The organism is Desulfovibrio inopinatus DSM 10711, from assembly GCF_000429305.1.
Classification (GTDB): Bacteria; Desulfobacterota; Desulfovibrionia; order Desulfovibrionales; family Desulfovibrionaceae; genus Alteridesulfovibrio; species Alteridesulfovibrio inopinatus.
In genome coordinates this window covers 146,723-169,325 of record NZ_AUBP01000021.1, presented here as the reverse complement: position 1 = coordinate 169,325, position 22,603 = coordinate 146,723, and the positions used below count along the sequence as shown (strand labels likewise).

20 protein-coding genes, 1 rRNA gene and 1 pseudogene are annotated in these 22,603 nt (G+C 48.1%); 11 read left to right on the top strand and 11 right to left on the bottom strand.

The genetic code is table 11. From position 1 onward, the window contains the following. Positions 1–104, bottom strand: a 16S ribosomal RNA gene (locus G451_RS0113850); the annotation flags it as partial. Positions 105–665: 561 nt separating this feature from the next. On the opposite strand from G451_RS0113850, the gene G451_RS0113845 reads away from it, so the two are divergent. After that, entirely contained in the window at positions 666–1,463 is a 798-nt protein-coding gene (locus G451_RS0113845) for an AraC family transcriptional regulator (RefSeq protein WP_051261502.1), read from the top strand. Between the two features lie 30 nt (positions 1,464–1,493). On the opposite strand, the gene leuA is transcribed toward G451_RS0113845, so the two are convergent. From leuA to G451_RS35345, 5 genes and pseudogenes are all read right to left on the bottom strand, one after another. Continuing rightward, positions 1,494–3,197 (bottom strand): 2-isopropylmalate synthase, encoded by a 1,704-nt coding sequence (gene leuA / locus G451_RS0113840; RefSeq protein ID WP_245587822.1) that lies wholly within the window; start codon positions 3,195–3,197, stop codon positions 1,494–1,496. Between the two features lie 400 nt (positions 3,198–3,597). Continuing rightward, the gene (locus G451_RS0113835; RefSeq protein WP_027184722.1) at positions 3,598–4,383 is read right to left on the bottom strand and encodes an ABC transporter permease; all 786 of its coding nucleotides are present in this window, start codon (positions 4,381–4,383) and stop codon (positions 3,598–3,600) included. Then, a complete protein-coding gene (locus tag G451_RS0113830) occupies positions 4,380–5,297 on the bottom strand; it encodes an ABC transporter ATP-binding protein (RefSeq protein WP_027184721.1) in 918 nt (305 codons plus the stop codon). The genes G451_RS0113835 and G451_RS0113830 overlap by 4 nt, the downstream gene beginning before the upstream one ends. 92 nt (positions 5,298–5,389) lie before the next feature. Further along, positions 5,390–6,277: a methyl-accepting chemotaxis protein gene (locus G451_RS35350; protein ID WP_425387503.1), complete on the bottom strand. Its 888-nt coding sequence runs from the start codon at positions 6,275–6,277 to the stop codon at positions 5,390–5,392. Beyond that, positions 6,269–7,570, bottom strand: a pseudogene (locus G451_RS35345) (cache domain-containing protein); the annotation flags it as partial. The gene G451_RS35350 and the pseudogene G451_RS35345, both read right to left, overlap by 9 nt. Before the next feature lie 630 nt (positions 7,571–8,200). Here G451_RS35345 and G451_RS0113820 point away from each other — a divergent pair. From G451_RS0113820 to G451_RS0113805, 4 genes are all read left to right on the top strand, one after another. Then, complete coding sequence (locus tag G451_RS0113820; protein WP_027184719.1) at positions 8,201–8,953, top strand: metal ABC transporter ATP-binding protein; 753 nt, start codon at positions 8,201–8,203, stop codon at positions 8,951–8,953. Positions 8,954–9,042: 89 nt separating this feature from the next. Beyond that, complete coding sequence (locus G451_RS0113815; protein WP_027184718.1) at positions 9,043–9,867, top strand: metal ABC transporter permease; 825 nt, start codon at positions 9,043–9,045, stop codon at positions 9,865–9,867. Between the two features lie 11 nt (positions 9,868–9,878). Next, complete coding sequence (locus G451_RS29480; RefSeq protein WP_169727881.1) at positions 9,879–10,310, top strand: Fur family transcriptional regulator; 432 nt, start codon at positions 9,879–9,881, stop codon at positions 10,308–10,310. Beyond that, positions 10,307–11,059 carry a M48 family metallopeptidase gene (locus G451_RS0113805; RefSeq protein WP_027184717.1) on the top strand — a complete coding sequence of 251 codons (753 nt, stop codon included), beginning with the start codon at positions 10,307–10,309 and terminating at the stop codon, positions 11,057–11,059. The genes G451_RS29480 and G451_RS0113805 overlap by 4 nt, the downstream gene beginning before the upstream one ends. Here G451_RS0113805 and G451_RS0113800 read toward each other — a convergent pair whose 3' ends face one another. Further along, positions 11,060–11,476: a hypothetical protein gene (locus G451_RS0113800; RefSeq protein WP_027184716.1), complete on the bottom strand. Its 417-nt coding sequence runs from the start codon at positions 11,474–11,476 to the stop codon at positions 11,060–11,062. Between the two features lie 109 nt (positions 11,477–11,585). Further along, entirely contained in the window at positions 11,586–13,205 is a 1,620-nt protein-coding gene (locus tag G451_RS32840) for an ExeA family protein (protein ID WP_051261500.1), read from the bottom strand. A 110-nt stretch (positions 13,206–13,315) separates the two neighbouring features. Here G451_RS32840 and G451_RS0113785 point away from each other — a divergent pair, with 110 nt between their 5' ends. The 4 genes from G451_RS0113785 (at position 13,316) to G451_RS0113770 (ending at position 16,920) form a co-directional block, all read left to right on the top strand. Continuing rightward, the gene (locus tag G451_RS0113785; protein WP_027184715.1) at positions 13,316–13,597 is read left to right on the top strand and encodes a hypothetical protein; all 282 of its coding nucleotides are present in this window, start codon (positions 13,316–13,318) and stop codon (positions 13,595–13,597) included. Between the two features lie 76 nt (positions 13,598–13,673). Continuing rightward, the gene (locus G451_RS0113780; protein ID WP_027184714.1) at positions 13,674–14,447 is read left to right on the top strand and encodes an ATP-binding protein; all 774 of its coding nucleotides are present in this window, start codon (positions 13,674–13,676) and stop codon (positions 14,445–14,447) included. 71 nt (positions 14,448–14,518) lie between these two features. Then, the gene (locus G451_RS0113775; RefSeq protein WP_027184713.1) at positions 14,519–16,390 is read left to right on the top strand and encodes an AAA family ATPase; all 1,872 of its coding nucleotides are present in this window, start codon (positions 14,519–14,521) and stop codon (positions 16,388–16,390) included. Between the two features lie 23 nt (positions 16,391–16,413). Continuing rightward, positions 16,414–16,920, top strand: coding sequence for a hypothetical protein (locus G451_RS0113770; protein WP_027184712.1), 507 nt, complete (start codon positions 16,414–16,416; stop codon positions 16,918–16,920). Here the strand turns inward: G451_RS0113770 and G451_RS0113765 are convergent. Next, positions 16,917–18,083, bottom strand: coding sequence for a tetratricopeptide repeat protein (locus G451_RS0113765; protein WP_034642250.1), 1,167 nt, complete (start codon positions 18,081–18,083; stop codon positions 16,917–16,919). The two genes, G451_RS0113770 and G451_RS0113765, sit on opposite strands and share 4 nt — an antisense overlap. Before the next feature lie 224 nt (positions 18,084–18,307). Between G451_RS0113765 and rnr the strand changes: the two genes are divergently transcribed. Both rnr and G451_RS0113755 read left to right on the top strand, forming a co-directional pair. Next, the gene (gene rnr, locus G451_RS29470) at positions 18,308–20,605 is read left to right on the top strand and encodes a ribonuclease R (protein ID WP_084448578.1); all 2,298 of its coding nucleotides are present in this window, start codon (positions 18,308–18,310) and stop codon (positions 20,603–20,605) included. Continuing rightward, positions 20,602–21,006, top strand: coding sequence for a hypothetical protein (locus tag G451_RS0113755; protein ID WP_027184710.1), 405 nt, complete (start codon positions 20,602–20,604; stop codon positions 21,004–21,006). Before rnr ends, G451_RS0113755 begins: the two co-directional genes overlap by 4 nt. 107 nt (positions 21,007–21,113) lie before the next feature. On the opposite strand, the gene G451_RS0113750 is transcribed toward G451_RS0113755, so the two are convergent. Further along, a complete protein-coding gene (locus G451_RS0113750; RefSeq protein WP_084448577.1) occupies positions 21,114–21,413 on the bottom strand; it encodes a FeoA family protein in 300 nt (99 codons plus the stop codon). A 91-nt stretch (positions 21,414–21,504) separates the two neighbouring features. After that, entirely contained in the window at positions 21,505–22,602 is a 1,098-nt protein-coding gene (locus G451_RS0113745; RefSeq protein WP_169727880.1) for a chemotaxis protein CheW, read from the bottom strand. Between the last annotated feature and the right edge of the window lies 1 nt (position 22,603).

Sequence of the window (22,603 nt, the reverse complement as noted above, 5' to 3'; positions counted from 1 at the left end):
TGCGCCGCTCTACTCATCTCCCGAAGGAAACTTTCTCGCACGACTTGCATGTGTTAAGCACGTCGCCAGCGTTCAATCTGAGCCAGGATCAAACTCTCCAGTTCAAAACTTTTGAGTTTGCCAAAACTCTCGTCATAAAACGAGGTTGACTTTCTTATCACTCGACTCGCTATTTAATTGTCAAAGACCTTCGTCTTCTTCTCCCACCGCCTTTGCGGTGTCGGCGCGTTTGTCGTTGCCGAGTTGGAGAAGCTAGTGAATCCCGTCCGCGCTGTCAACAACTTTTTTCGATTTATTTTCGAAACGTTTTTGACCGATCCGGCAAGGCCGGTTCGTCGCGGCGGAGGGAGTGTCTACGTCTTCGTCTCCCCTTCGTCAAGCACTTTCTGAAAACTTTTTTTCAGCCGCTTGGCGAAGCCGGCAAAACCGGCCCCCGTTCGCGTCGGGAGGTGGATGTCTATGAGAATGACGCGCCAACGTCAATCACTTTTTTTGAAAAAGTTGAAATATAATTCGCTCTTTAAAAGAGACACACAAAAATCAAAGCATTTCCATAATATTTTTAATGAGTTATAATAACATCTTTACAATCACTTCACCTTCTCTGATCAAACCAATATCTCTTCGACTTGCGGGTATCCTGCGAACCACCCTATAGGACTCCCATGGATATCACGAAACTGACCAAACTTCCTCCGGTAAACACCGGGTACCGAATTGATCCTTTGCTTCCCATCATTCCACTCACCATGCAGGTTGATCAAGCAGGATGCAATGCTCCCCATGCTCACCCTCGTGGCCAGTGTATTTTTGCCAGCAGTGGAGTGATGAAAGTCATTTGTCAGCGTGATATTTGGATTGTCCCTCCATCACAGGCCGTGTGGGTTCCTCCAGGGATTGAGCATGAAGTTTATTTCCCCGGTGCGGTTTCGCTACGAAATCTTTTCATTGATCCTTCCGTCACTCAACAATTGCCAAGCGCTTGTACGGTCTTACAGGTATCTGCGCTTCTTCGAGAATTAATTTTGAAAGCAATGTCTTATGGCGACAGGTATTCTCCTGATGGACCCGGCTGGCGCCTTATGGCTGTTATATTGGATGAACTCCGAGAGGCAGAATCGACGGATCTTCATTTACCGATGGCCAACGATGCACGTGTGCTGCGCGTTATGGATGCCCTCTTGAAAAATCCTGGCGATCAACGCAAATTAAGTGAATGGGCTTGTTACACTGGAGCAAGCCCACGGACCTTATCGCGTCTGTTTGTTCTGGAAACGGGTTTGACATTTGGGGCCTGGAGAAAGCGGCTGATACTTCAGGAAGCAATTCATCGACTTGATAAAGGAAATACGATTACGCGTATCGCTCTTGATCTTGGCTATAATAGCCTCAGTGCTTTCATTGAAATGTACCGCAAAGCTTTGGGTTGCCCTCCTGGACAATTCCTTCGGGAGAAGAACTAAGGTCTTCTCCCTCCACCCTTCGACTCATCTTCAACATATTTCTTTTTTCCTTTCAAAATTCCTTTCAAAAGAAATGAGCTGGTCCCCCACCCCCCTATTCATTGCGCATACAACGGCAAGAAGGGATGCCTTCAGTATATTCGCATGACGCCCAACGCCGAACAGTCTTTTATTTTGAAACAGAATTTCAACATACGCAAAAGCGTCAGACCGCGCTCCCGATGAACGTGCGTGCTCGTGATAATCAACAATATCGAAATGCAAGCCAAGAGAAGAGCAGGCCTCAACATACGCGGCGAGAGGTCCATTGCTGCGCCCTTGAATATGCTGAATTCCTTCAGGTGTACGAATTGCCGCGTCCAATTTCATATTCTCTTGTTCATCTTCCACATGCACATCAAGAAGTTCAAATGGAGCTGGTGGAAACAAGTATGTCTCTTGAAATAATTGCCAAACCATGTCTTTGCTTATTTCTTTTTGCGATTGATCTGCCACAGACTGAACTATTCGACTAAACTCAATTTGGATGCCACGTGGCAAGATGACACCTTGTTCTTCCAAGATATATGCGACTCCTCCTTTTCCGGACTGACTATTCAGACGTATTACAGCCTCATAGTTTCGCCCGATGTCTGAAGGATCAATGGGAAGATAAGGAACCTCCCAATATTTCCGCTCACATTCTTTTCGCGCGGCAAATCCTTTTTTGATCGCATCTTGGTGAGATCCTGAAAATGCAGTATAAACCAATTCTCCTGCATACGGATGTCGAGGATGAAGGGGCAGCTGTGTGCACGCCGTCACCTTTTGTACGATTTCGTCTATATTTGAAAAATTAAGATGTGGATTAACACCTGAAGAATACAAATTCATTGCCAGATTGAAGATATCCACATTTCCAGTACGCTCACCATTTCCAAAAAGCGTGCCTTCAATACGCTGTGCCCCGGCTAACAATGCCAGTTCCGCTGTCGCCACAGCCGTTCCTCGATCATTATGAGGATGAACGCTTATAATAAGGCTCTCACGTCTGGATATTTTCCTGCAAAACCACTCTATTTGATCAGCAAAAACATTTGGAGTGGACACTTCAACCGTTGTTGGCAGGTTCACAATCATTTTATTGTCAAGGGTCGGTTGCATTACATCAATAACAGCTTCACAGTTCTCCAAACTAAAATCTAATTCCGTAAAACAAAACGTTTCCGGAGAATATTCAAAAATCCACTCTGTCTCCGGACGTCGCTTCATCTCGCTTCGAATCAGACGCGCAGCGTTGGCCGCTATATTCTTGCAACCCAATTTATCCACTTTAAAAACAACGTCTCGAAAAACGGGCGCAGTCGCATTATATACGTGCACAACGGCGCGTGGTACCCCTGTAAGCGCTTGAAACGTTTTTTGAATTATATCTTCACGGGCTTGCGTTAACACTTGAATGGTCACATCACTCGGTATCGCATTGTGCTCAATGAGTTCCCGGATGAAATCATAGTCAACCTGTGAAGCTGCGGGAAACCCGACTTCGATCTCCTTGAACCCTATTTCGGTTAATAATTTGAAAAAAAAGCGCTTTTGTTCAATCGTCATTGGATCAATAAGCGCTTGGTTCCCATCACGCATATCAACACTGCACCACGCTGGAGCGTGTTGCTGTATGACATTTGGCCATTGGCGATCATTCAGATTAACAATCTGAAATGGTTGATATTTATTTTCAGGATGCGTCAACATCATACGGCTTCCTCCTCATTTCTCGTCACAACGTAGAAAGCCGTTTCTATCGTATCGTCCTGGATATTTCTTTCTCAATTCAGACAAAATGTGTCGAAAAACGGCAACACCGTGTACAGCATCAAAGAAATGTTTGACATTCTTTGATGCTGTACACGGTGGTTGAATACGGAATTATTCCGCTCTTCTGAGAAGAAAACAGAGGGCAACGTTAATCAACGTCCTCAATATCGCTCTGCAATTCTGTGTGAAGTTTTACACGATGACGAGATTACCGTGGCAAGAAGGATCCCTTCCTCGTGTCACGACAACATCTATACCGCTTCGATAATCTCATCATTTTGAGCGATGCTCATTTGCTCATAGTTTTGCTGGATTGTCACAGGAATCAATCTGTTCTTTACCGAACCAATCGCTTTCGCATGCTGCGTAAAGCCAAAAGAAAAAACACACCTGCAAAAGCCGCGAGATACCCCGCACTTGCCCAGAGGCTTATGGACCATATGCCGAGGCAAATGTGCCGCGTGATTCGAGCGGCGTGGTACAACGGCATGACTTGCGCAACAATTTGTGCCCATCCAGGCAATCCCGATACAGGAAAAAACGTTCCGCTAAATAAAAACATTGGGGTGATAAACAGGAAGACCGGCAAGTTAAACATATCAATACTCGGCGTAATCCCTGTAAAGAACATCCCAATGGTGGAAAACGACAGCCCCGCCAAAAAGGCCACCGGGGCCACGACGAAGAGTGACAACGGATGCGCATAGCCCATCAGGGTGATAATAACCGTCATAATCGACGCGGCAACCGTCGCTTTGGTTGCTCCCCAGACAATTTCCGCCGTAATCACTTCTTCCAACGAAAGTGGTGTAGCCAACATGGCATCGAACGTTTTTTGGTAATACATACGCACGAATGACCCATAGGTGGTTTCAAAAAATGAATGCCACATCATTGTTGTTGCAATGAGTGCCGGTGCTATAAATTCCGTATAGCTCAGAGAGCGTCCTTCAAACGCCACATTCTCAATGAGCCCACGAAACCCCAAGCCAAATGCCAACAAATAAAAGAGCGGCTCAAGCATCGGAACTAAAAAATTAACTTTCCAAATCCGCTGGTAAACAAGCAGATTGCGTCTCCAGACTTTCAAGAACAACCATGAAAAACGAGGATCAGATTTCATTCGCGCAGCTCCCTTCCGGTCAGACAGAGAAATACATCTTCAAGCGTTGCCGGACGCATTGCCCAAGACGAAACGTGATGACGCTCACGTAAGGCATTTGCCGAAGCTTCTTGGTCTTTATTGAGATACAAGTGGATACGGCGACTCGTGGTATCAAAGCGAAACCCTTCTTTTTTGACCGCTTCAACAACTTCTTGAGACGGATCTTCAATTTCAACCACGGTCTGCCCAACATGTTCGGCCACAAGGTGTTCAGGGCGCCCATGCACGATCACCTTCCCGTGATCCATAATGATGAGGTCATCACTCAGCACCGCCGCTTCTTCCATATAATGCGTTGTCAGAAGAATCGTCAGGCCGTTACGCTTCAGTTCTTTGAGTCGTTCCCAAAGCTGAAAACGTGATTGCGGATCAAGGCCGGTGGTCGGTTCATCAAGAATAAGTAATTCCGGTCGATTGATCAGTGCTCTGGCTAGAATGAGCCGTCTGGCCATCCCTCCGGACAATTCATCATTTTTCAAACGACGCTTCCCTTCGAGAGCAAAAAATTCAAGCAATTCTGCAGCACGGCGCGCCGCTTCGGCCTGGGGAATCCGAAAATATCCAGCAAAAATGAGCAAATTCTCTTCGACGGATAAATCCGGGTCCAAAGTATTGTGCTGTTGGCACACTCCCAATCGCGATCGAATCTCTCGCCAACGCGTATCGATATCCAGTCCGAACATCCGAATGTCACCGGATGTTTTCGGAGAAAATCCATACAACATGCGAATTGTTGTTGTCTTTCCGGCTCCATTGGGACCGAGTAAACTAAAGACCTGCTTGCCCGGAACATCGAAGTCAATCCCGTCAACGGCTATAAAATCACCAAAAACTTTCCGTAGCCCTCGGGCTGTAATAATATTTTCGCTCAAGTCATTCTCCTTCTCTCTCCCTACGCTCAGCTCACGGCTCCATAAAAAAAGGCCGGTTTCCCGGCCTTCTTAACGTGAAAATCCAAAAAGAACTACTCACTCGATGCAATCATCTTGAGTTGCCCTGTCAAATCAGCGACGTCGGATATCGCATTCGCCGAGGAGTTCATCCCTTCAGCCGTCTCTGAAGAAATGCGGTCCACATCTTCAATGGCTCGGCTTATCTCTTCGCTCGATGCTGATTGTTGCTCTGCCGCGGCAGCAATAGCCTGCACTTGGTCGGTTGTTCTCGAAATGAGGTCGACAATCTCCGACAACGTGTCGCCCGATTGGCTGGATAAATCGGTAGCACGTTCGACCGCCTTGGCTGCTGCGTCCGTAATATCAACGCTTTTCTGTGTTTCCGATTGAATAGCGGCAATGGCTTTGCCGACCTCGCCAGTCGCATTCATCGTTTTTTCAGCAAGCTTGCGCACTTCGTCCGCAACGACCGCAAACCCGCGCCCAGCCTCGCCGGCTCGGGCCGCTTCAATGGCTGCATTCAAAGCCAGAAGGTTGGTTTGATCCGCAATATCGGAAATCACGGTCATGATTTGACCGATATCTTGTGCCTTTTGTCCGAGGCCGGCCATATTGTCTTTCAAAGCGTTGGCTTGTTTTTGCACTGCGGCAATAGCTTGGACGGCTTCTTTGACGACACTGGCTCCTTCTTCGGCCTTGGATCGAGCCAACGTCGCCTGTTCTGCAGCTTCTCCGGCGTTCCGCGCGACATCAAGAACTGCCGAGTTCATTTCCGTCATGGCGGTCACAGTTTCGGCCATACGTTGTCGCTGAATCCCTGCTCCATTGGCGACTTCCTCAACTTGTCCAGAAATGGCCGTCAAAGAGTCAGCGATTTGAATGGACACAGCATTAATATCACCATTAACCGACTTCAATTGTTGAAAACTCTCTTGAATTCGTTCTTCGTTGACCACCATGCTTGTGATATCTTGTGCGAGTTCGAGGTAGCCGACAAGATTGCCGTTGCAATCATGCATTGCATCAACCACGGGTTTGACGACCATTCGCCCTTTTCCGAAATCACATTCGATACGCATATCATCCACGGTTCCTTTATCCATGATTTGGCGTACGGGGCATGTCGGTTTACCACAGTGGCTGGTTTTGAAAATATTTCCGCAGAACTCACCTTTCACTTCATCCGGCGTCTTCCCAACCAAGGCGGCTGTCGCTTTATTGGCCAAAATAATATGCTGATTTTCGTCGGACACAAACAGGGGATCGGGAACAGCGTTGAGAACGGCATCGTTTAGGCAAAGAATATCGCCAAGTTTTGTCATCAATCGATTGAACCATATAGCAAGTTCAGCCATCTCATCACCGGAGCCTTCAAAAAGACGGTCACCAAGGTCGGCCCTGTCTTCGGTGATATCTTTAATTTTCGTAATGACCTTATCAATGGGCTTCGCCACATATTTCACGAACACGCTCTGGACGATCAGCGCAAGAAAAACAAGAATGGCTGCCAACGCCCCAGCCAGAGTCAATTTTGCCGTCAATATGGAGGCCGCTTGGCTTTGGGTAGAAAACATATAGATCAATGCCCCGATCCGCTTCCCCTTATAATCTTTAACGGGAAACGCAGCGACAGCCATATTGTCTTCTTGCTTTACAATGTAGGAATCTTCAGCCTTATCGAGAAAATCAGAAGTAATAGCAGCATCCTCATCCTGATTTCCGACAGAGGCAACCCGTGCGTATTTTCCATCCAGAACCGGATAATCCGGATTATTCTTCAACGTCCGCGTGATATCAAGATATTGCGCGTCCATATATAATGTCATGAACTGATTGGAACTCGTCGCATTTTCAAGCAACGGAGCGAAGGCAAAAAGGACTTCCACCGAACCAAGTTGTCTCCCATCCGGAGCTTTGACAGGAGCTAATCCACGAAAAACGAATCCGCCACGACCGAGTTCGATCCCCATGACGGGTTGCCCGGTACGATTGACATCAAGAACGGTTTTCCGAAACGATGAAATATCATCCGACACATCTACCCACTTGCCGTTTCGCTTAACCTGCTTCTCCCGCCATAGACGCACCAAACTCCGACCATTCTTCAAATGAAAATGGAGTTGAAACTTGCTCCCCCCGAGTGCTTCGGAAAAACCTTTCAAATAGGGAGCAAGTTCCGTGCGTAACAATTCACGAGCCTTCTGTGCCTCAGCATCGTTCTCGTCGTTGATATTGCCTTGTTCTGCTATCATGTAGGCCTTTATAACGGCCGGAGTCTGAGAAAACAGCGCAGCTTGTTCCAACGCCAAGCGAGACGATGTCGCAATACCCGATTCGATCTCATGAACTTTGTTCTCCACTATCTGATTGATAAAATCTTCAGATATGGCGGAAAGCTGGGATCCGACAACGAGGTAGCCGGCCACGCCCAAAAGAACAGTGGCAACAAACATCGGAAGAAAAATTTTTCGCCTAATACTCATGGAACCCTCATTTCACAAAAGATAAAATCGTTATCAACAATAACCGGCATAATGCGGTCGGTCCTTGAATAGCAGAGACACAACGCCTTCATTGATGCACAGTATTCTTCTATCATTTCGGTATTCGACAACACAACACCCCTGACAGCAGATACAGCAACCCAATTTGATAGTATTCTCCAAAATACTTTATACCATATTGGGGAGAACGTCGTAAACAAGTAAACTTTTTTTATCATAATGCATCTACTTCGATGTATTTTTCGGGTACTTTACGATGTATCACAAAGCATGGGTTGTAATGATAACGACTTGACAGCGCGCGGGCAAGAGGTATGAGGTGGGGCGAAATGCAACCAAGTTGCATACTAAGCTCAATTCCCCCCCAAGGATGACGTTATGGATGCTTTAACCATTGATTCGGTTTCATTTTCCTACAAAAACAAACCCGCTCTGGAAAAGGTCTCTCTCACGGTTGCTCCCGGTGAGTTTTGGGCCATTCTCGGTCCCAATGGCGGAGGCAAAACAACCCTCCTTCGCCTCATATTAGGACTGTTGCCTCTTCAACACGGAAGAATAGAGATTTTTGGGCGACCTGCCCGCAAATCTTTAGACAAGGTGGGTTATGTTCCACAACATACCGACCTTCGCACCGACTTCCCTGCTCGTGTCCTCGATGTTGTGCTCATGGGAATTCGTGGGCGCATACGAAAGACACAAAAAGAAAAAGCAATGGAGTGTTTGGATCGATTGGGTATGGCAGAGTGTTCGCAGAATATGCTCGCCGATCTTTCCGGCGGTCAAATCCAACGCGTTCTTATTGCCCGCGCCCTGCTTTGCGATCCCCAACTCCTCTTGATGGATGAGCCGACGTCGAACATCGATCCCCAAGGACGATTTTGTCTCTATGCTTTTTTAGCCGATCTCGCTCAAGAAGCTGCTGTCGTCGTGGTCAGTCATGATCTCGCCATGATACGCGCTGGCGTTACCGGTTTGGCCTGTGTCAATCGTCAACTCGAAAGCACGCGAGGCCAAATTCTCACCCAGTCCATGCTGACCTTGCTTTATGGCCCCCATGATGCGAATTGCCCCATTGACTCATACATGGACACGCTGCGCGGACCTGGAGTGCCCTTAACCCCGTCGCTCTAATCTCTTCTCTTACTCAACTTCATCCGTTCACATTCCTCTCCAACTCATGGAGTTGGCATTCTGATCGGTTAGACGTGGTACACCAAATTATGATTGAAGCTTTTCAATACGAATTCATGCAAAACGCCTTGGCTGCCGGCATTCTTGCCTGTGTGGCGTGTGGCATTATTGGATCTCTTGTCGTCGTAAATCGACTCGTCTTTCTCGCTGGCGGCATAGCTCACTGCGCGTATGGTGGTATTGGCCTGGCATTCTATGCCGGACTGCCTGTTCTGCCGACAACTCTCGGGTTCAGCGTCATCGCATCCACCATCATGGCCGGCGTCACACACCGTCAGGAAGAACGTTCAGATACCGTCATCGGCGCCATGTGGGCTGCGGGTATGGCCCTCGGCGTCATCCTCCTCGACTTGACGCCTGGATATAACGTCGATCTGATGAGCTATCTCTTCGGGTCTATCCTCACGGTCTCCCATGAAGATCTGCTCTTCATCGCCCTCGTCGATGTTTTGGCAATTATACTCACATGGATTTTCTATCGCGACTTTCTCTCCGTCTCCTTTGACCGAGAATTCTCCCGCTCAAAGGGAGTGCCCGTCGACTTGTTGCATTACCTTCTCCCGGCGTTGACCGCTCTGACTGTGGTCATGATCATCCGCATGGTCGGGCTTATTCTCGTCATTGCATTACTCACCATCCCCCCCTACCTTGCCGAACGGCGTAGCCGCTCTCTAATCGGAATGATGGTGCTCTCCAGCCTATTGGGAATGTTCTTTTGTGTTTCAGGACTTCTCCTGTCCTACGCGTTCAATCTGACATCAGGGGCAAGCATCATCGCTATTGGCGCCGTGTGCTTCTTTGTCGACCGCGGCATTGACGTACTCAAGAACACAAGGCTACACTTTCGGTCATGACCATGGATGCAATGAGATTATTGACAGACGTTGGTCTGGAACCGACGTCGAAACGACTCTATGTGCTGGAACTCCTTCTGCGAGCCACCAAAGCCCTGAGTGCGCCTCAGCTTCTGGAGCACATCGTGCATGACAACGCCATGAACAAGGTCACCTTGTACCGTATTCTCGACAAACTCGTTGAAAAAGGCGTCGTTCGACGAACCACCTCTGCAGACCGGATGCATCGATATTGCGCTGGTTTTCATGGGGAATTTCATTGTCATTTCCACTGTGTCCGTTGCGACAAAACATATTGTCTCCCGCCTCCACCCGACAATCGTCCCACGATGCCTCCCGAAATGTGCGTCGGCCGCATTGATACCGTGGATATATTGTATGAAGGTGTGTGTTCCGCCTGCATAGCTCCCTGTGAGACCGATAGCCCCCCACAATCACCATGACCAAGTCTACGCCTTACGACCTCCTGACGGATATGTTGAAAGAAGCGGGTTTTACCTTGCCGCTTCGTATACGTGCCAACAGACGCGCCAAAAATATCATTCTCAAAATTCGCGACCCTCACCACCTTGATGTCACATACCCCTTCGGCATCGATATCTATAGTTTGGCTCAGGCTGTCTTACGCAAACGTCCATGGATAGAAGAAACCTTAGCCGGGCTGACGGCATGTTCTTCGGAAATCGGATTACCCGAAAGAATATGTTGTCCAGGAGTTGATATAGAGTTGCGCACGCATTATTTGAATGCGCCTTCAGCTCCAGCAGGTCGATATCGATTTCTCGACAAAGGCCCGTCGGAAGTATGTATTAAAGGCAGGATTGACGAAAAAGACGCACTTTTTTCCGCGTTGTGCGGTCATATTCGTCAACGCGTTGGACCACATCTTATCGCCGGCCTGCGAGAGGTCAGCAAAGAAATCAACATCGACTTCGTATCAGCCTCTATACGTGCTCAACGGTCGCGTTGGGCAAGCTGCTCGACAAAAGGGACAATCAGTCTGAACTACCGTCTTGCATTTCTTCCCAAACCGCTTGTTCGCTATGTATTCATCCATGAACTTTGCCACCGTCACCACATGAATCACTCCCCCCAATATTGGGAACTCGCGGAACGCATAGAGCCGTGCGCCCGGGCTCTCGATAAAGAATTGGGCGATGCCGGGCGCGCTCTACCTGCTTGGCTCGAATAATCAAGAAAAAACGTCAATCTCCAAACGCTTTACACTCCCGTTCATCAAAGAAAAAACGATGAGTGGAGCAAGATTGCGTTCGAGAACCACAATACGTCCACGCATATCAAGTCGAAAATACGGTGCAAGCCGATCACAAAGCTGATGGGCTATGCCTTCAGGGCGTGAAAAAAATCCGCTTTCAAACGATAGCATGTCCCCACTCGTATCGAAATCAAGGTGCTCGGCCCCCATATCATGCATGGCTTCTTCGATTTCACGACGAAGAGCCAACTCAGCGTCTCCGACTTCTTCAAAAGACAATGCATCGCCGTAATCGACCTCGCCCGTTACCTGGCAAAATCCATCGGTCACCCGGTCATCCTCCTTCTTTATGGAAACCACACTCGATACCGTGTTTTTTCCATACAGGTTCATATTTGCTTTTCCTCTCCAAATGATATGATTGTCGACGGTAAAGGGGAATATCTGATGCGTTATACAATGATTGTCGTGTGTATTCTGGCAAAAACCCCGGCGGAAAATGTCATGATGATCCCAATTCAGAATAAAACGTCGATTGGGGCAAAAACGAGTCGACAACAACAACACGCTCAGACAATTCTACGGGAAGTTCGGTCACAGCACGAGCCGCTTCGACAGGGGAGAAAAACACTTTATATACGACAATATCGATAACAAGTCCTTCCGTGGGATGATAATAGACAAAGAGTCGCAAGTTCGGCCAATCATCCGGTTTTTGCGCCAACACAGCAAAAGCATCAGGAAGAGATTCCACCTGTCCAATAACGAGTAATACGGAGCCATACGGTGGGGGGGATGCGACAATGGCAGGAAAAACAATCGTCTGTCCGGCTCCAACAAGCCCTAAATCATAAATATCGGGATTCGCCTGCGCAACAATATCCAGTATTTGGTGATCGCTTCTTCCATAAATCTGTCTGGCCATCTTCTCGACGACCCAGCCCGGCTCAATACGAACTCGTCCCAGCAAGCCTGGCGGAGGTGGACCTGTTGCGTCGAGTGACGCTTGCAAATTATTCTGTACAGCCTCCGATCCATTAATCTCCGATTGGTGTAAAGAACGAGCAGAACTTTGATCAGAAGCAATCGTCGCTGTTTCGCCCGGAATATCTTCCGTTTTTGACGGACCCTGGGCCGATAACGACATCGTCTCCGTTTCCCCCCCCGTTGCCACGGCAACGGGATCGGGAAACCATCGTGCCATCATGTGCTGAACGAACTGTTTGGTCTGTGGGCCGTACATGACCGCAGCAACGGCCAGACTCACGACAATCCCACCCCAAATCAATTGTTTTCCACGGCTGGACCGTGGGGCCGCAACCGAACGCACTAATCGCCACGTCGCTCGAGTTTTATTGCGAGCAATCATGGCGAGAAGGACTTGGTGACACAATCGAATGATTTTCCGTGGATATCCACCAGTCGACCAGTAGACGGCCCAGACTGCGCTGGAAGTGAATATAGCCGACTCTGTTGATTTCTTGCCGGCAACACGAAGTCTTTTGAGAATAAGGCGTTTCGTATCCCCCACGCCCAGCGGTTTAAGCCGATAAATGAGGTTGGCTCGATCTGCAAGATTTTCGTAAAGAGCCAGAACGTCTTCAAATTCGTTCTGAGCAAAAATAACCATTTGCAACAGTTTTTCCGACTCGGTTTCAAAGTTGAGAATTTCACGCAAAATCTCGATATGTTCTCGTGAAATTTTTTGTCCCTCATCGATAATAAGCACATTGATCTTGTGTTGTTCAACGGCCTTCATCTCGAGAATGTCGCGAATAGCCTCCTTGAGCACACGAGGAGTCGATGACAACCGTCTTTCGGAAACACCAAACAGGCTGGCCAACGTTTGAAGAAAATCCTTGCCCGATTCAAAATATGGGTCGGAAACAAGATGGACGTTGACGCCTGTTGTATGCGAAAGCCGTTGCATGAGCATGCGGCAAACCAAAGTTTTTCCCGTTCCAACGTCACCAACAACAATATTCAAACCACGACGCAGAGTAATCGCTGCTTCGAGTTGATCGAGACATTGCTCGTGTTGCTCCGATTCGTAAAAAAAATCAGGATCCGGCGAGATGGAAAAGGGTTCGCGTTGAAGACGAAGATACTCAAAATATTTCATGCCACATCAATGCCTCATCTCGGACTCTCAATATCCAAACAGCTACATGGTTACGCTCTGTACTTGGGTAGCTGAAGCCGGTTTTGTCAAGGCCGAAGGACTCCTTCCACATGATTTGCCCATCAATTTCATTCCGGACTCTCCTCATACCATTCGTGATCGTTGCATTTACCGGCTGTCGGACCATTGCTGTTTATCATCCGGAAAAATCCAACGAAGCGGCATATGACGACCTTCTTGCCTGCCAACACCAAGCCGATTTTACTGTAGCAGAAAGTCCGCCTTATATTCATTGCGATCGCGACCAGCTCATTGATGCTTGCATGAAAACGAAAGGATACCATATCATGAAATCCTCTCTCTCTTTTGCCCACGAGGAAGACGGGAGTTGACAGAGTCTCCGTTTCTCAAGCATCTCAAAGCCAGAAGTTTATTTTTTGTCAATCTGACCAAACAAAGCTTTTGCCCATGACAACCCCATACTATTGGTCAAAGAAAAATGAACACGAGGCCGCGCTGTTATGGGCCTCCATTCGAGATCGTCGAGGACTCAATGTCGTCATCGGCAAACCTGGTTCGGGAAAATCTGCATTATGTCGGGAACTCGTGCGTAAGTATGCTGGGGGTGACTCCGGAATGCATCCCATGTTTCTCCCTTCCGGACAGTTTCATTGTCGAAAAGATTTGATTTCTGTACTTGATGGCCTGTTTCACAAGCAGCTCATGTCGCCCGAAGCGACAGAACGCGCTATCATGGATCGGTTACGCCGCACTCTGAAGACCCGGAGCATGGAACATCCAGCGCCAACCGTTCTCTTTATCGACGATGTTAATAGACTTCATAACGACGTATGGAGCGTTATCCACGAGCTTCTTTTGGATGAACTGGACGGACAAAAAACCATCCAGATTGTTCTTTTAATGAGGCCTGAACATTTCAAGGCCATACATGAACATCCGAATGTCATGTCGAGAATTGAAACATCCGCCCATGTTTCGCCGCTAAGCTTTTCCGAGACCCATTGTTTTGCCATTGCGCAACTCAAATACTTAGCGCCACATCGGACGCGACACATATCCATTCTTGTCAAGTTCTTGTTCTACGCTTGGACCTGGGGTAATCCAGAAGCAATCCGTGGAGTTTGTGCATCCCTCGTTACATCTCCTTCTGAAAATCCGCAGAAACCCATGGTACTTCGGCTTCTGCAGCATCTTGTCTTACGCGAAACATCCGGACTATAACTTCTTACCAGCCCAAAGTGTCGACGAGACGATACGCCGTACCGACTTTTTTTGCCCAGACTGGAGCCACAATGCATTACATGGAATATATCAATCTCAAAGCCGAGCCCTTTCCGGCCTCGGCTGATCCCGATTTGTTTTACCCTACGCGACAGCACGGCCGTATTCTTCGCATGATTGAATATACCGTCACGGCGAAAAATGGCCTCAGTGTTATTCTTGGTGATGTCGGTACGGGTAAAACCACCTTGGCCCGTATGTTGTACCGAAATTTTTCGGCGCACAAACAGGCAAGCGTCCACATGATTACAGATCCCTCCTTTTCGACGCCTCTGGAAATGTATCGTGAAGTTGCCAATCAATTTGGCATCGCGATCCCGAACAATGAACGAGGAATCAAGGAAACACTGGAAAAAGCGTTTACGGAACGATTCGGCTCCGGGGAAGAACTGGGCATTCTCGTCATTGACGAAGGTCAAAAGATGCAGCCTCCTATTCTTGAGGTTGTCCGCGAGTTGCTCAACCTGGAAACGGATCGTTTCAAGCTCTTGCAAATAATTGTTTTTGCACAAAAAGAGTTTGAAATTACACTTGGCATGAATAGCGCGTTCTCCGGTCGCATCGGGTTATTGCAGCGTATTGAGCGCATGGACTTCAAAAATGCCCTCCGAATGGTCCGTTTCCGCCTGGAACGCACGGGAAAAGACGATCGAGCTGTATCGCTTTTTACCACTGCGGCTATATGGGCCATTTATAAAAAAGCAAAAGGCAACCCTCGTCGTGTTGTCAGCTTATGCCACCAGTTACTCATGCGCCTGGTCCTACGTCAAAAAAAACGTGTCACGTTTTGGTTTGTTCGACAAAATACAAATGAAATTATCGAAGGCTCGCGATCAGAACGACGCCCTGGACTGATTATAGCGATAATGCTTATCCTCGGTGTCGGGATATTTGGCGTGTTGCAAACATCCATTCCTACAAAGCTTGCAAATACGTGGTACACGCTTGTTTCGTCCCCTTCGTCGACAACAACGAAGCAGGCTGATGAAACACCGTCTCCTTCTCTCGACAATACCCAACAGGCACCGGACCATCATTCAACCGCGCTCCCCTCTGCATCTCCGACTCCACCTCCCACCCCGTCTCCGAGTTTGGTTCAAGAACGTGTAGCAACCTCAAGTTCGGAGCCTGCTACAGCCATCACCATACAACAATCCCCAGTCCCTCAACGGGTACCTTCCGTCTCTGAGGTACATCCAACGGAAATGGCGCAGGTTCCTTCATCGGATGCGATCGCACCACAGGGCACTACGCCGAATACGTCATTGAACACGTCGCAAGTGGACATCACGACAGCTCATGATTCACTGCCCGAAAATGAAACCGCATCCACCGCCACGCCGACACCCGAGAAGACGTACTTTGAACACCCATCGGAATTAGGCAGCCTCCCCATGGGGAGAAAAGCCTATGTCTCAAACATGATTCACGACATATATGGTCGTTACGGTTCACGATTGCATCGGCAAGTAGCCCGAGCCAATCCCGATATCTCAGATATTGATCGAGTTCCCGCTGGCAAAGAAATTATTTTTCCGGCTATCTCCACGCAAGAAGCATTCATCCCGGTCAACGGCTTCTTTATAGAGCTTGCTGAGACACAAGATTTGAATTCAGCCTACACGGCACTTCATCGATTCAAAAAAATGGAGCTGCCTGTACGCATGCTTCCCTACTATACTCCGACACAGGGCCTTGTTTTTAGCATTATCCTTGAATACGCCATGGAGTCCGCCAAGGAGGCGGAAGCCGTTTTTCTCAAGCTTCCCACACAAGCGCAAAACAATGCCGCCGTCATGACAGCATTTCCAGCTGATGCGGAGTTCTATGCGTATTGGGACATTGTTGACAAAAAAACATTCGATGCCCACAAGGCGCAATAGCTTCGTAAGGATTCGAGACACGAATGATTGGACGAAAAAAGAAACTTCCCGCCACTCAGTTGGCGGAAGAACTCATGGAGGTTGTGAAGCACGCCATCGCGTTTAATTATAATTTCAACCGATTCGATTTGACACCTACTGAACTCAAGAAAGCGCGAGAAGAGGTCATCTACCTCTTTGCCTTCTCTGCGTTGGAAGCAATTCGAGAAGCTGGCCACCTTGATGAATTTGGAAAAAATGCACTTTCAACACATTTTCTCGACGCACTCAGACGCTATTTTCAAGCCAACCTCAAATCCTCATATAGTGTTTTTTCAACACGCTTGACCGCACGCCTCAGCGATTATGGCCAATTGCACGGCGAACATCGCTCGGCTATTCTCGCATGCCGCTTTGCATCGCTCTGCGAAGCACCTTGTAAACCACTGTTCATCGATCTCGGCATTATGATGCATGTGACATGCTTCGAGGAAATTCACCATCTCCTGACGAAACGTTCTGTTATCGTTTCCACCGGTAAGAAGCTTTAATCATCCATTTTCAAAATCACGAGATTCGTAAGTCCCTTGTTTTTGGCCAATTCGTCCCGGGCATGTTTTGCAACTTCCAAGCTGGGATGCGATCCGATAAGGACACGGTACCAGATGCCGCGTCGCCCCATGATCATCGCATCGGTCGTTGCTGTCACGCCCATTTGCTCAAGGGCACGGGCTCGCTCCCGAGCTGCATCTTCCTTGGCATATGAACTTTCGAGCAAAACATAATGTGTTGATTTGTGTGTCGCCGTTTCCTTCCACTTCGGATCATGCAACAGAGCCAAAACGCCATGATCAGCCGGAGCCTCCGATTGTTGTTCATTGGCTTCGGTTTCCATCACATCATCAGAGACTGCACGCGCATTATTGTCGGCACGATCAGACGCATGCTCACCAACTGTATCTAGAGCTATCGCCGAAGATCGTTTGGTACGGGCAAGCGCTTCTTGTTGCTGCTTGATGAACGCATCTAATTCTATAGCATGGTCATTGTGCTCGACAGTCTGATTTGTTTCAGGCACATCAGAAGATGCACCAGGAACGTCTTCGTGAATAGTCTCGGACAAGTCGTCGTGTTTGGTTTCTTGTGCAGAGGAAGGAGCAGAAGGCAATGTGGAAACCACTTCGGTTATCGATTGATCAACCAAAGCCGGGTTTCCGGTCACACGAATAGCTTGATTTCGAGCCAATTTTGCGGCATCGGGCTGTTTCAACGCGAGCTCAGTTGCTGTTAAATAGACCAGAAGCGTCCAATCTTGCGGTGCAAGTGTTGCCGCTTTGCCAAGTGCTGTCGCAGCATCTTCGTATCGACCCAATTTCAGCGCAGCTTTGCCCGCTCCGGCATGCGCTTTTGCCATGTTATCATCAAGCTCGACCGCCTGATGAAAGGCCTCCAGTGCAGCCTCGTTCTGTTGTTGTGCCAGACGAAGCTGTCCGATGCGATAGGCTATCGATGCCGGTGAAGCGCCTTCTTTTAGCGCATCGTGATACGCACGTTCTGCTTCGTCATACTGCCCTTGCTCGAACAAGGCATCGCCCTGACGTTCTTGTTTCGTTGTGGTCAGCAGTCGTTTCCAACTCGTATCCGCGCCCTGCGTACACCCACAACATGCAACAACAAGGCACCCCATACAGAAGAGGGCTCCGATTCTCAGCATGGTATTCCCCGTATGTTTCTCATGTCCGGAGCCATACGGTCACACCGCACTCGCGTCAATGTGACATCCGTTGTACCCAGAGGATCAAACGCTCTGAATGCCTCTTCAACAATAGATTTTTTCTGTAAATCACGTAGACTTGCATTCTGCCGCCTCTCTGGCGTCTCAACATTGTCAAGAACCCGATCAAGAACCCGATCGGCAACACTATATTAGGAAGTATCATGTCACGAAAGAAAAAACAGCGTCCACGCCACAAAGATGTATCCTTGGGCAAACTCAATGCTCAGACCGTTTTGCGTGTTTTCAAAGACGCTCAAAAACCGCTTTCAACAAAAGAGGTTATTGGACTTCTTGGGTTGAAAAACGAACAACGCGACCTCGTCCACCACATTTTGGAAAACCTGGTGGATGCAGGAAAGATTATGCATCTTCGTGGAGCCTATGGCCTCCTGGAGAGCATGCGACTTGTCTCCGGCAAATTGGAAGTACAGCGTTCCGGAGTCGGATTTGTCATTCCGGATGACAAACGTCGTAAAGATATTTTCATCAACCCACGCGACTTCGATGAAGCATGGCATGGTGACCATGTTGTTGCCGCCATTACTCGTCAACGCAAGAACAAAAGTCATGAAGGACGCATTGTTCGGGTGCTTGAACGTGGGGAGACCACCTACACCTGTCGGGTCATGAAGACATTTTCCCATGGATTTTCTTTATGCCGCCCGACCGACCCTCGCCTCCAGATCAACTTCATGGCAGACCTCGGCGACGATATCGCTATGCCCGATCCAGGAGAAATTGTTGTCGTTGAGGTGGGTGAACAACTTGAATATCAACTTTTTTCCAGCACCATCATCGAAGTAATCGGCAGAGAAGACGATGTCGAGGTGCAAGAAAAACTCGTAAAGGTCGGGCATAAAATCCCGACACGATTTCCCGAAGCAGCACTCGCTCAAGCGGCTTCTTTGCCCGAAGTACCGGACGAGGGCGATTTTCACGGCCGAACCGATCTGCGCGACCTGCCTTTGGTCACCATCGACGGTGCGAAAGCTCGGGATTTCGATGATGCCGTATATGTCAAGAAAACGCCTCATGGCTATACCCTTTGGGTCGCCATCGCTGATGTAGCCCATTATGTCGAACAACAAAGCCCACTGGATCGAGAAGCATATGCACGAGGGAACTCGTACTACTTTCCCAAATCTGTGGAACCCATGTTTCCTGAACGTCTGTCCAATGGACTCTGCAGTCTCAACCCGGACGTTCCTCGCCTGTCCATGGTGGCGGAAATGGATTTTGACGACACCGGTACAATAAAAGGGAAACGACTCTATAATGCGGTGATCAAAAGCCATGCTCGTCTCACGTATGCACAGGTCAACCGTGCCGTAATCCTCAAAGAGGAAGAAGAACGCGCCAATCTGTCCCATGTACTTCATCTTCTGGAAACAGCTGAAGCTCTGGCACGTCAACTCAATGCACGACGTATCGAACGCGGTAGCCTGGATTTCGATCTGCCGGAACCGGAAGTGCTTTTTGGATTCTATGGCGAAACGGTAGATATTCGACCACGCGCCCGTACTTTTGCCCACCAGATTATCGAAGAATTCATGGTGGCTGCCAACGAAGCCGTCGCGGAATATCTCACCGAGCGGGCTGCCCCCATCCTCTATCGTGTTCACCCGAATCCTGATCCTTTGAAACTTGAAAACCTTTTTCAAATCCTGACTCAATCGGGTATTGATGTCGGCAAAACGACCAGCCCAACAGCAAAAGATTTGCAAGATATTTTGGCCAAAGTCGATGGTACCGATAAAGAATTTGTTGTGAACCGGCTCACGCTGCGCACCATGATGCAAGCACGCTACGCGCCGAGCAACGAAGGCCATTACGGCTTGGCATCCAAATGCTATAGTCATTTCACCTCGCCGATTCGACGTTATGCCGACCTTGTTCTGCATCGCGTACTCAAAGCCGTTCTCGCTGGAGAACACGTGCCCTATACGTTCAACCAGCTTACACAAATCGGTGACCACATCAGTAAACGCGAACGTATCGCCATGGACGCGGAACGCGAAATCCTCAAGCGTTTGACGATCCTGTTTCTTCAAGACAAAATCGGTCAAACCTTCACCGGAGTCATCAATTCTCTTGCCGATTTCGGTTTTTGGGTTGAACTCAATGAAGTCATGGCGGAAGGGATGGTCCGGCTTTCTTCGCTGACCGACGACTATTATGCCTTTTTCCCGGAGCGCCAGGAGATGCTGGGAGAACGGACAGGCAAACGGCTTCATCTTGGACAATCCGTTCGTGTTATGCTCGAAGATGTTCAGATCGGTCGTTTGGAAATCAATCTCAAGCTTCTCGGAAGTCTGCGTTCCGATGGAGATACGACGGAAGAGACATCGTTTGAGGTCCTCCCAAGAAGCAAGAAGAAATCGAAGTCTCGATCAAAGTCCAAACCAAGTTCGTACACGGGACGTTCCCGAAGTGGACGGCAAACACGACATAAACGATGAGAAGAAAAGCGAGCATCACCGGCCCGTTCATCGCAAGCTGCGTTATTTTCATGCTCGCACTTGGTTGGGCGTTTTGGCAGGATTATCCGACACCGGAACGATTGGCGCAGTCTCGTTTGTTTCAGGCGTTTCACCTCGTCAATGGATTGGACAAGTCATTTCGTTATGAGCAATTCGTCTTTGAAGAGGATACAGTTGCTCAATATGATCGATTGAAAACATCTATGCGCAAGCGGTTTGGCAATGCCTTCTATACCGATCCTCTTGATGAAAATTATAAAACAACAATGGATCACCTGACATTTTACCGTATACTTTTTGTTGTCAGCGCATTTCTTATGTTGGGAATTATCCTGTCTTTGGCGTATCGTCTGACACACCCGATAAATGTGGGCGAGTGACCAATCTCTTCATAACAACACAACACCGTGTACACGGCGTTGTGTTGTTATGAAGATGATTTACTCTATATTTCAGACTGTCATATTCCCCAAAATACAATTCAGAGTTAATTGATTTCAACCTCAATACGTTCCGCTTCTTCCTTACGCAGTGCCACAAAATAACTTCCTATCCGCACCTCTATAGGATCTCCTAAGGTCGCAACACGAATAATTTCCACTTCAGCATTAGGAACGAATCCGAGATCTAGCAAACGCTGCCGTACTGCCCCCAATGCACGATGTCGTTTTACTCGGCAGCATCGACCATGGGGAGCTTGATGCAGCGCGAAAATGGAATCTGATTCTCTCCAATCTTGATGTTTCCCACCATTACCAGACTGCCCCGCTCTCCTTTGCTTACGCATACTCACCTCCAACACTGATTTTTAAAAAATTGAAATTAAAAATCAATCTCAACCACGAAACACTCAACGTCTCACCGGCTTTTGCGCATACTTATGCCTCTCCATGATAAGTACTCGCCAATATATCTAGATCTAATGCAAATCCGATCATCCCTTCACTCAGCAGCACACAGCCTGACAAAGCCGGATGCCAGGAACAGCATGCAGGCATGGGAGAAAGAGCACCTCGATATCGCCCATGAATATCGTTCACACCAAGAGCAACGGAAGCTGTGGATGTTTTGACAAGGATGGCTTTGCTGGGATGAGAAGCAATGTGATCGGACTCAATGAATATCTTTCCTAAATCAAGAAATGGTATTGTTTTTTGATGGCAAAACAACACCTCGCAGCGGTCCATTTTTACACGTTGTTCCGGATAGATCGGTTGAATACGCTCTATTGCCTCCGCAGGAATGACAAGATGATGTTTGCCGCTTCGAAAGACAACACCATTAAGAAACTGGAACGGGAGGGGCAAAGAGCATTTCGCAACACTTCCACCTTGTATTCTCTCCTCTATCGAAAAAGAACCATGAAGATCCTTCATCGTATGCTTAACGCATTGCAAGCCTGAAACAGGAAAACATACTGTTCCATCAGATGATGAAGTTAATGCCGCCGGTCCCACCCCATCATCATGAACCTCTACACTTACATAACCACGTTGACATGTCGCTACAATAGTCAACATCCCTTTCTTGATTTTTCCAGCTGCCAGACGCTCATTTGGTGACTCAATGCAGTATTCAACAGCATTACGAACCATGTGCGCCAAAGGACCTTCGAGTGCTTCTATCAAAGCAACATCCACAACAACATCCGAACCTTCGAGAGTAATATCCAAACATTTATCCAATCGCCTGGACATATCCATGGCCAACGCTTTCATTTGCCTGAAAAGCTTAGTAAAGTTGGAAGCACGCATTTGCAATGCAGCACTTTTGAATTGTTCAATTAAGCTGTCATGAACATCAAGAGCTCGTTCCAGTTGTAGCGTTGAATCAGTTGTTGAACACAGTACTTGTTGCTTAACTTGCTGATGGAGCTGTTGTTGATTAGACAACAGATCTTGAAGAATACGAAGAAGGTCATCACCAATATATCGTTCGACTTTAAGGTCAGCTTGTTGAAGACTGATTTCACGCATA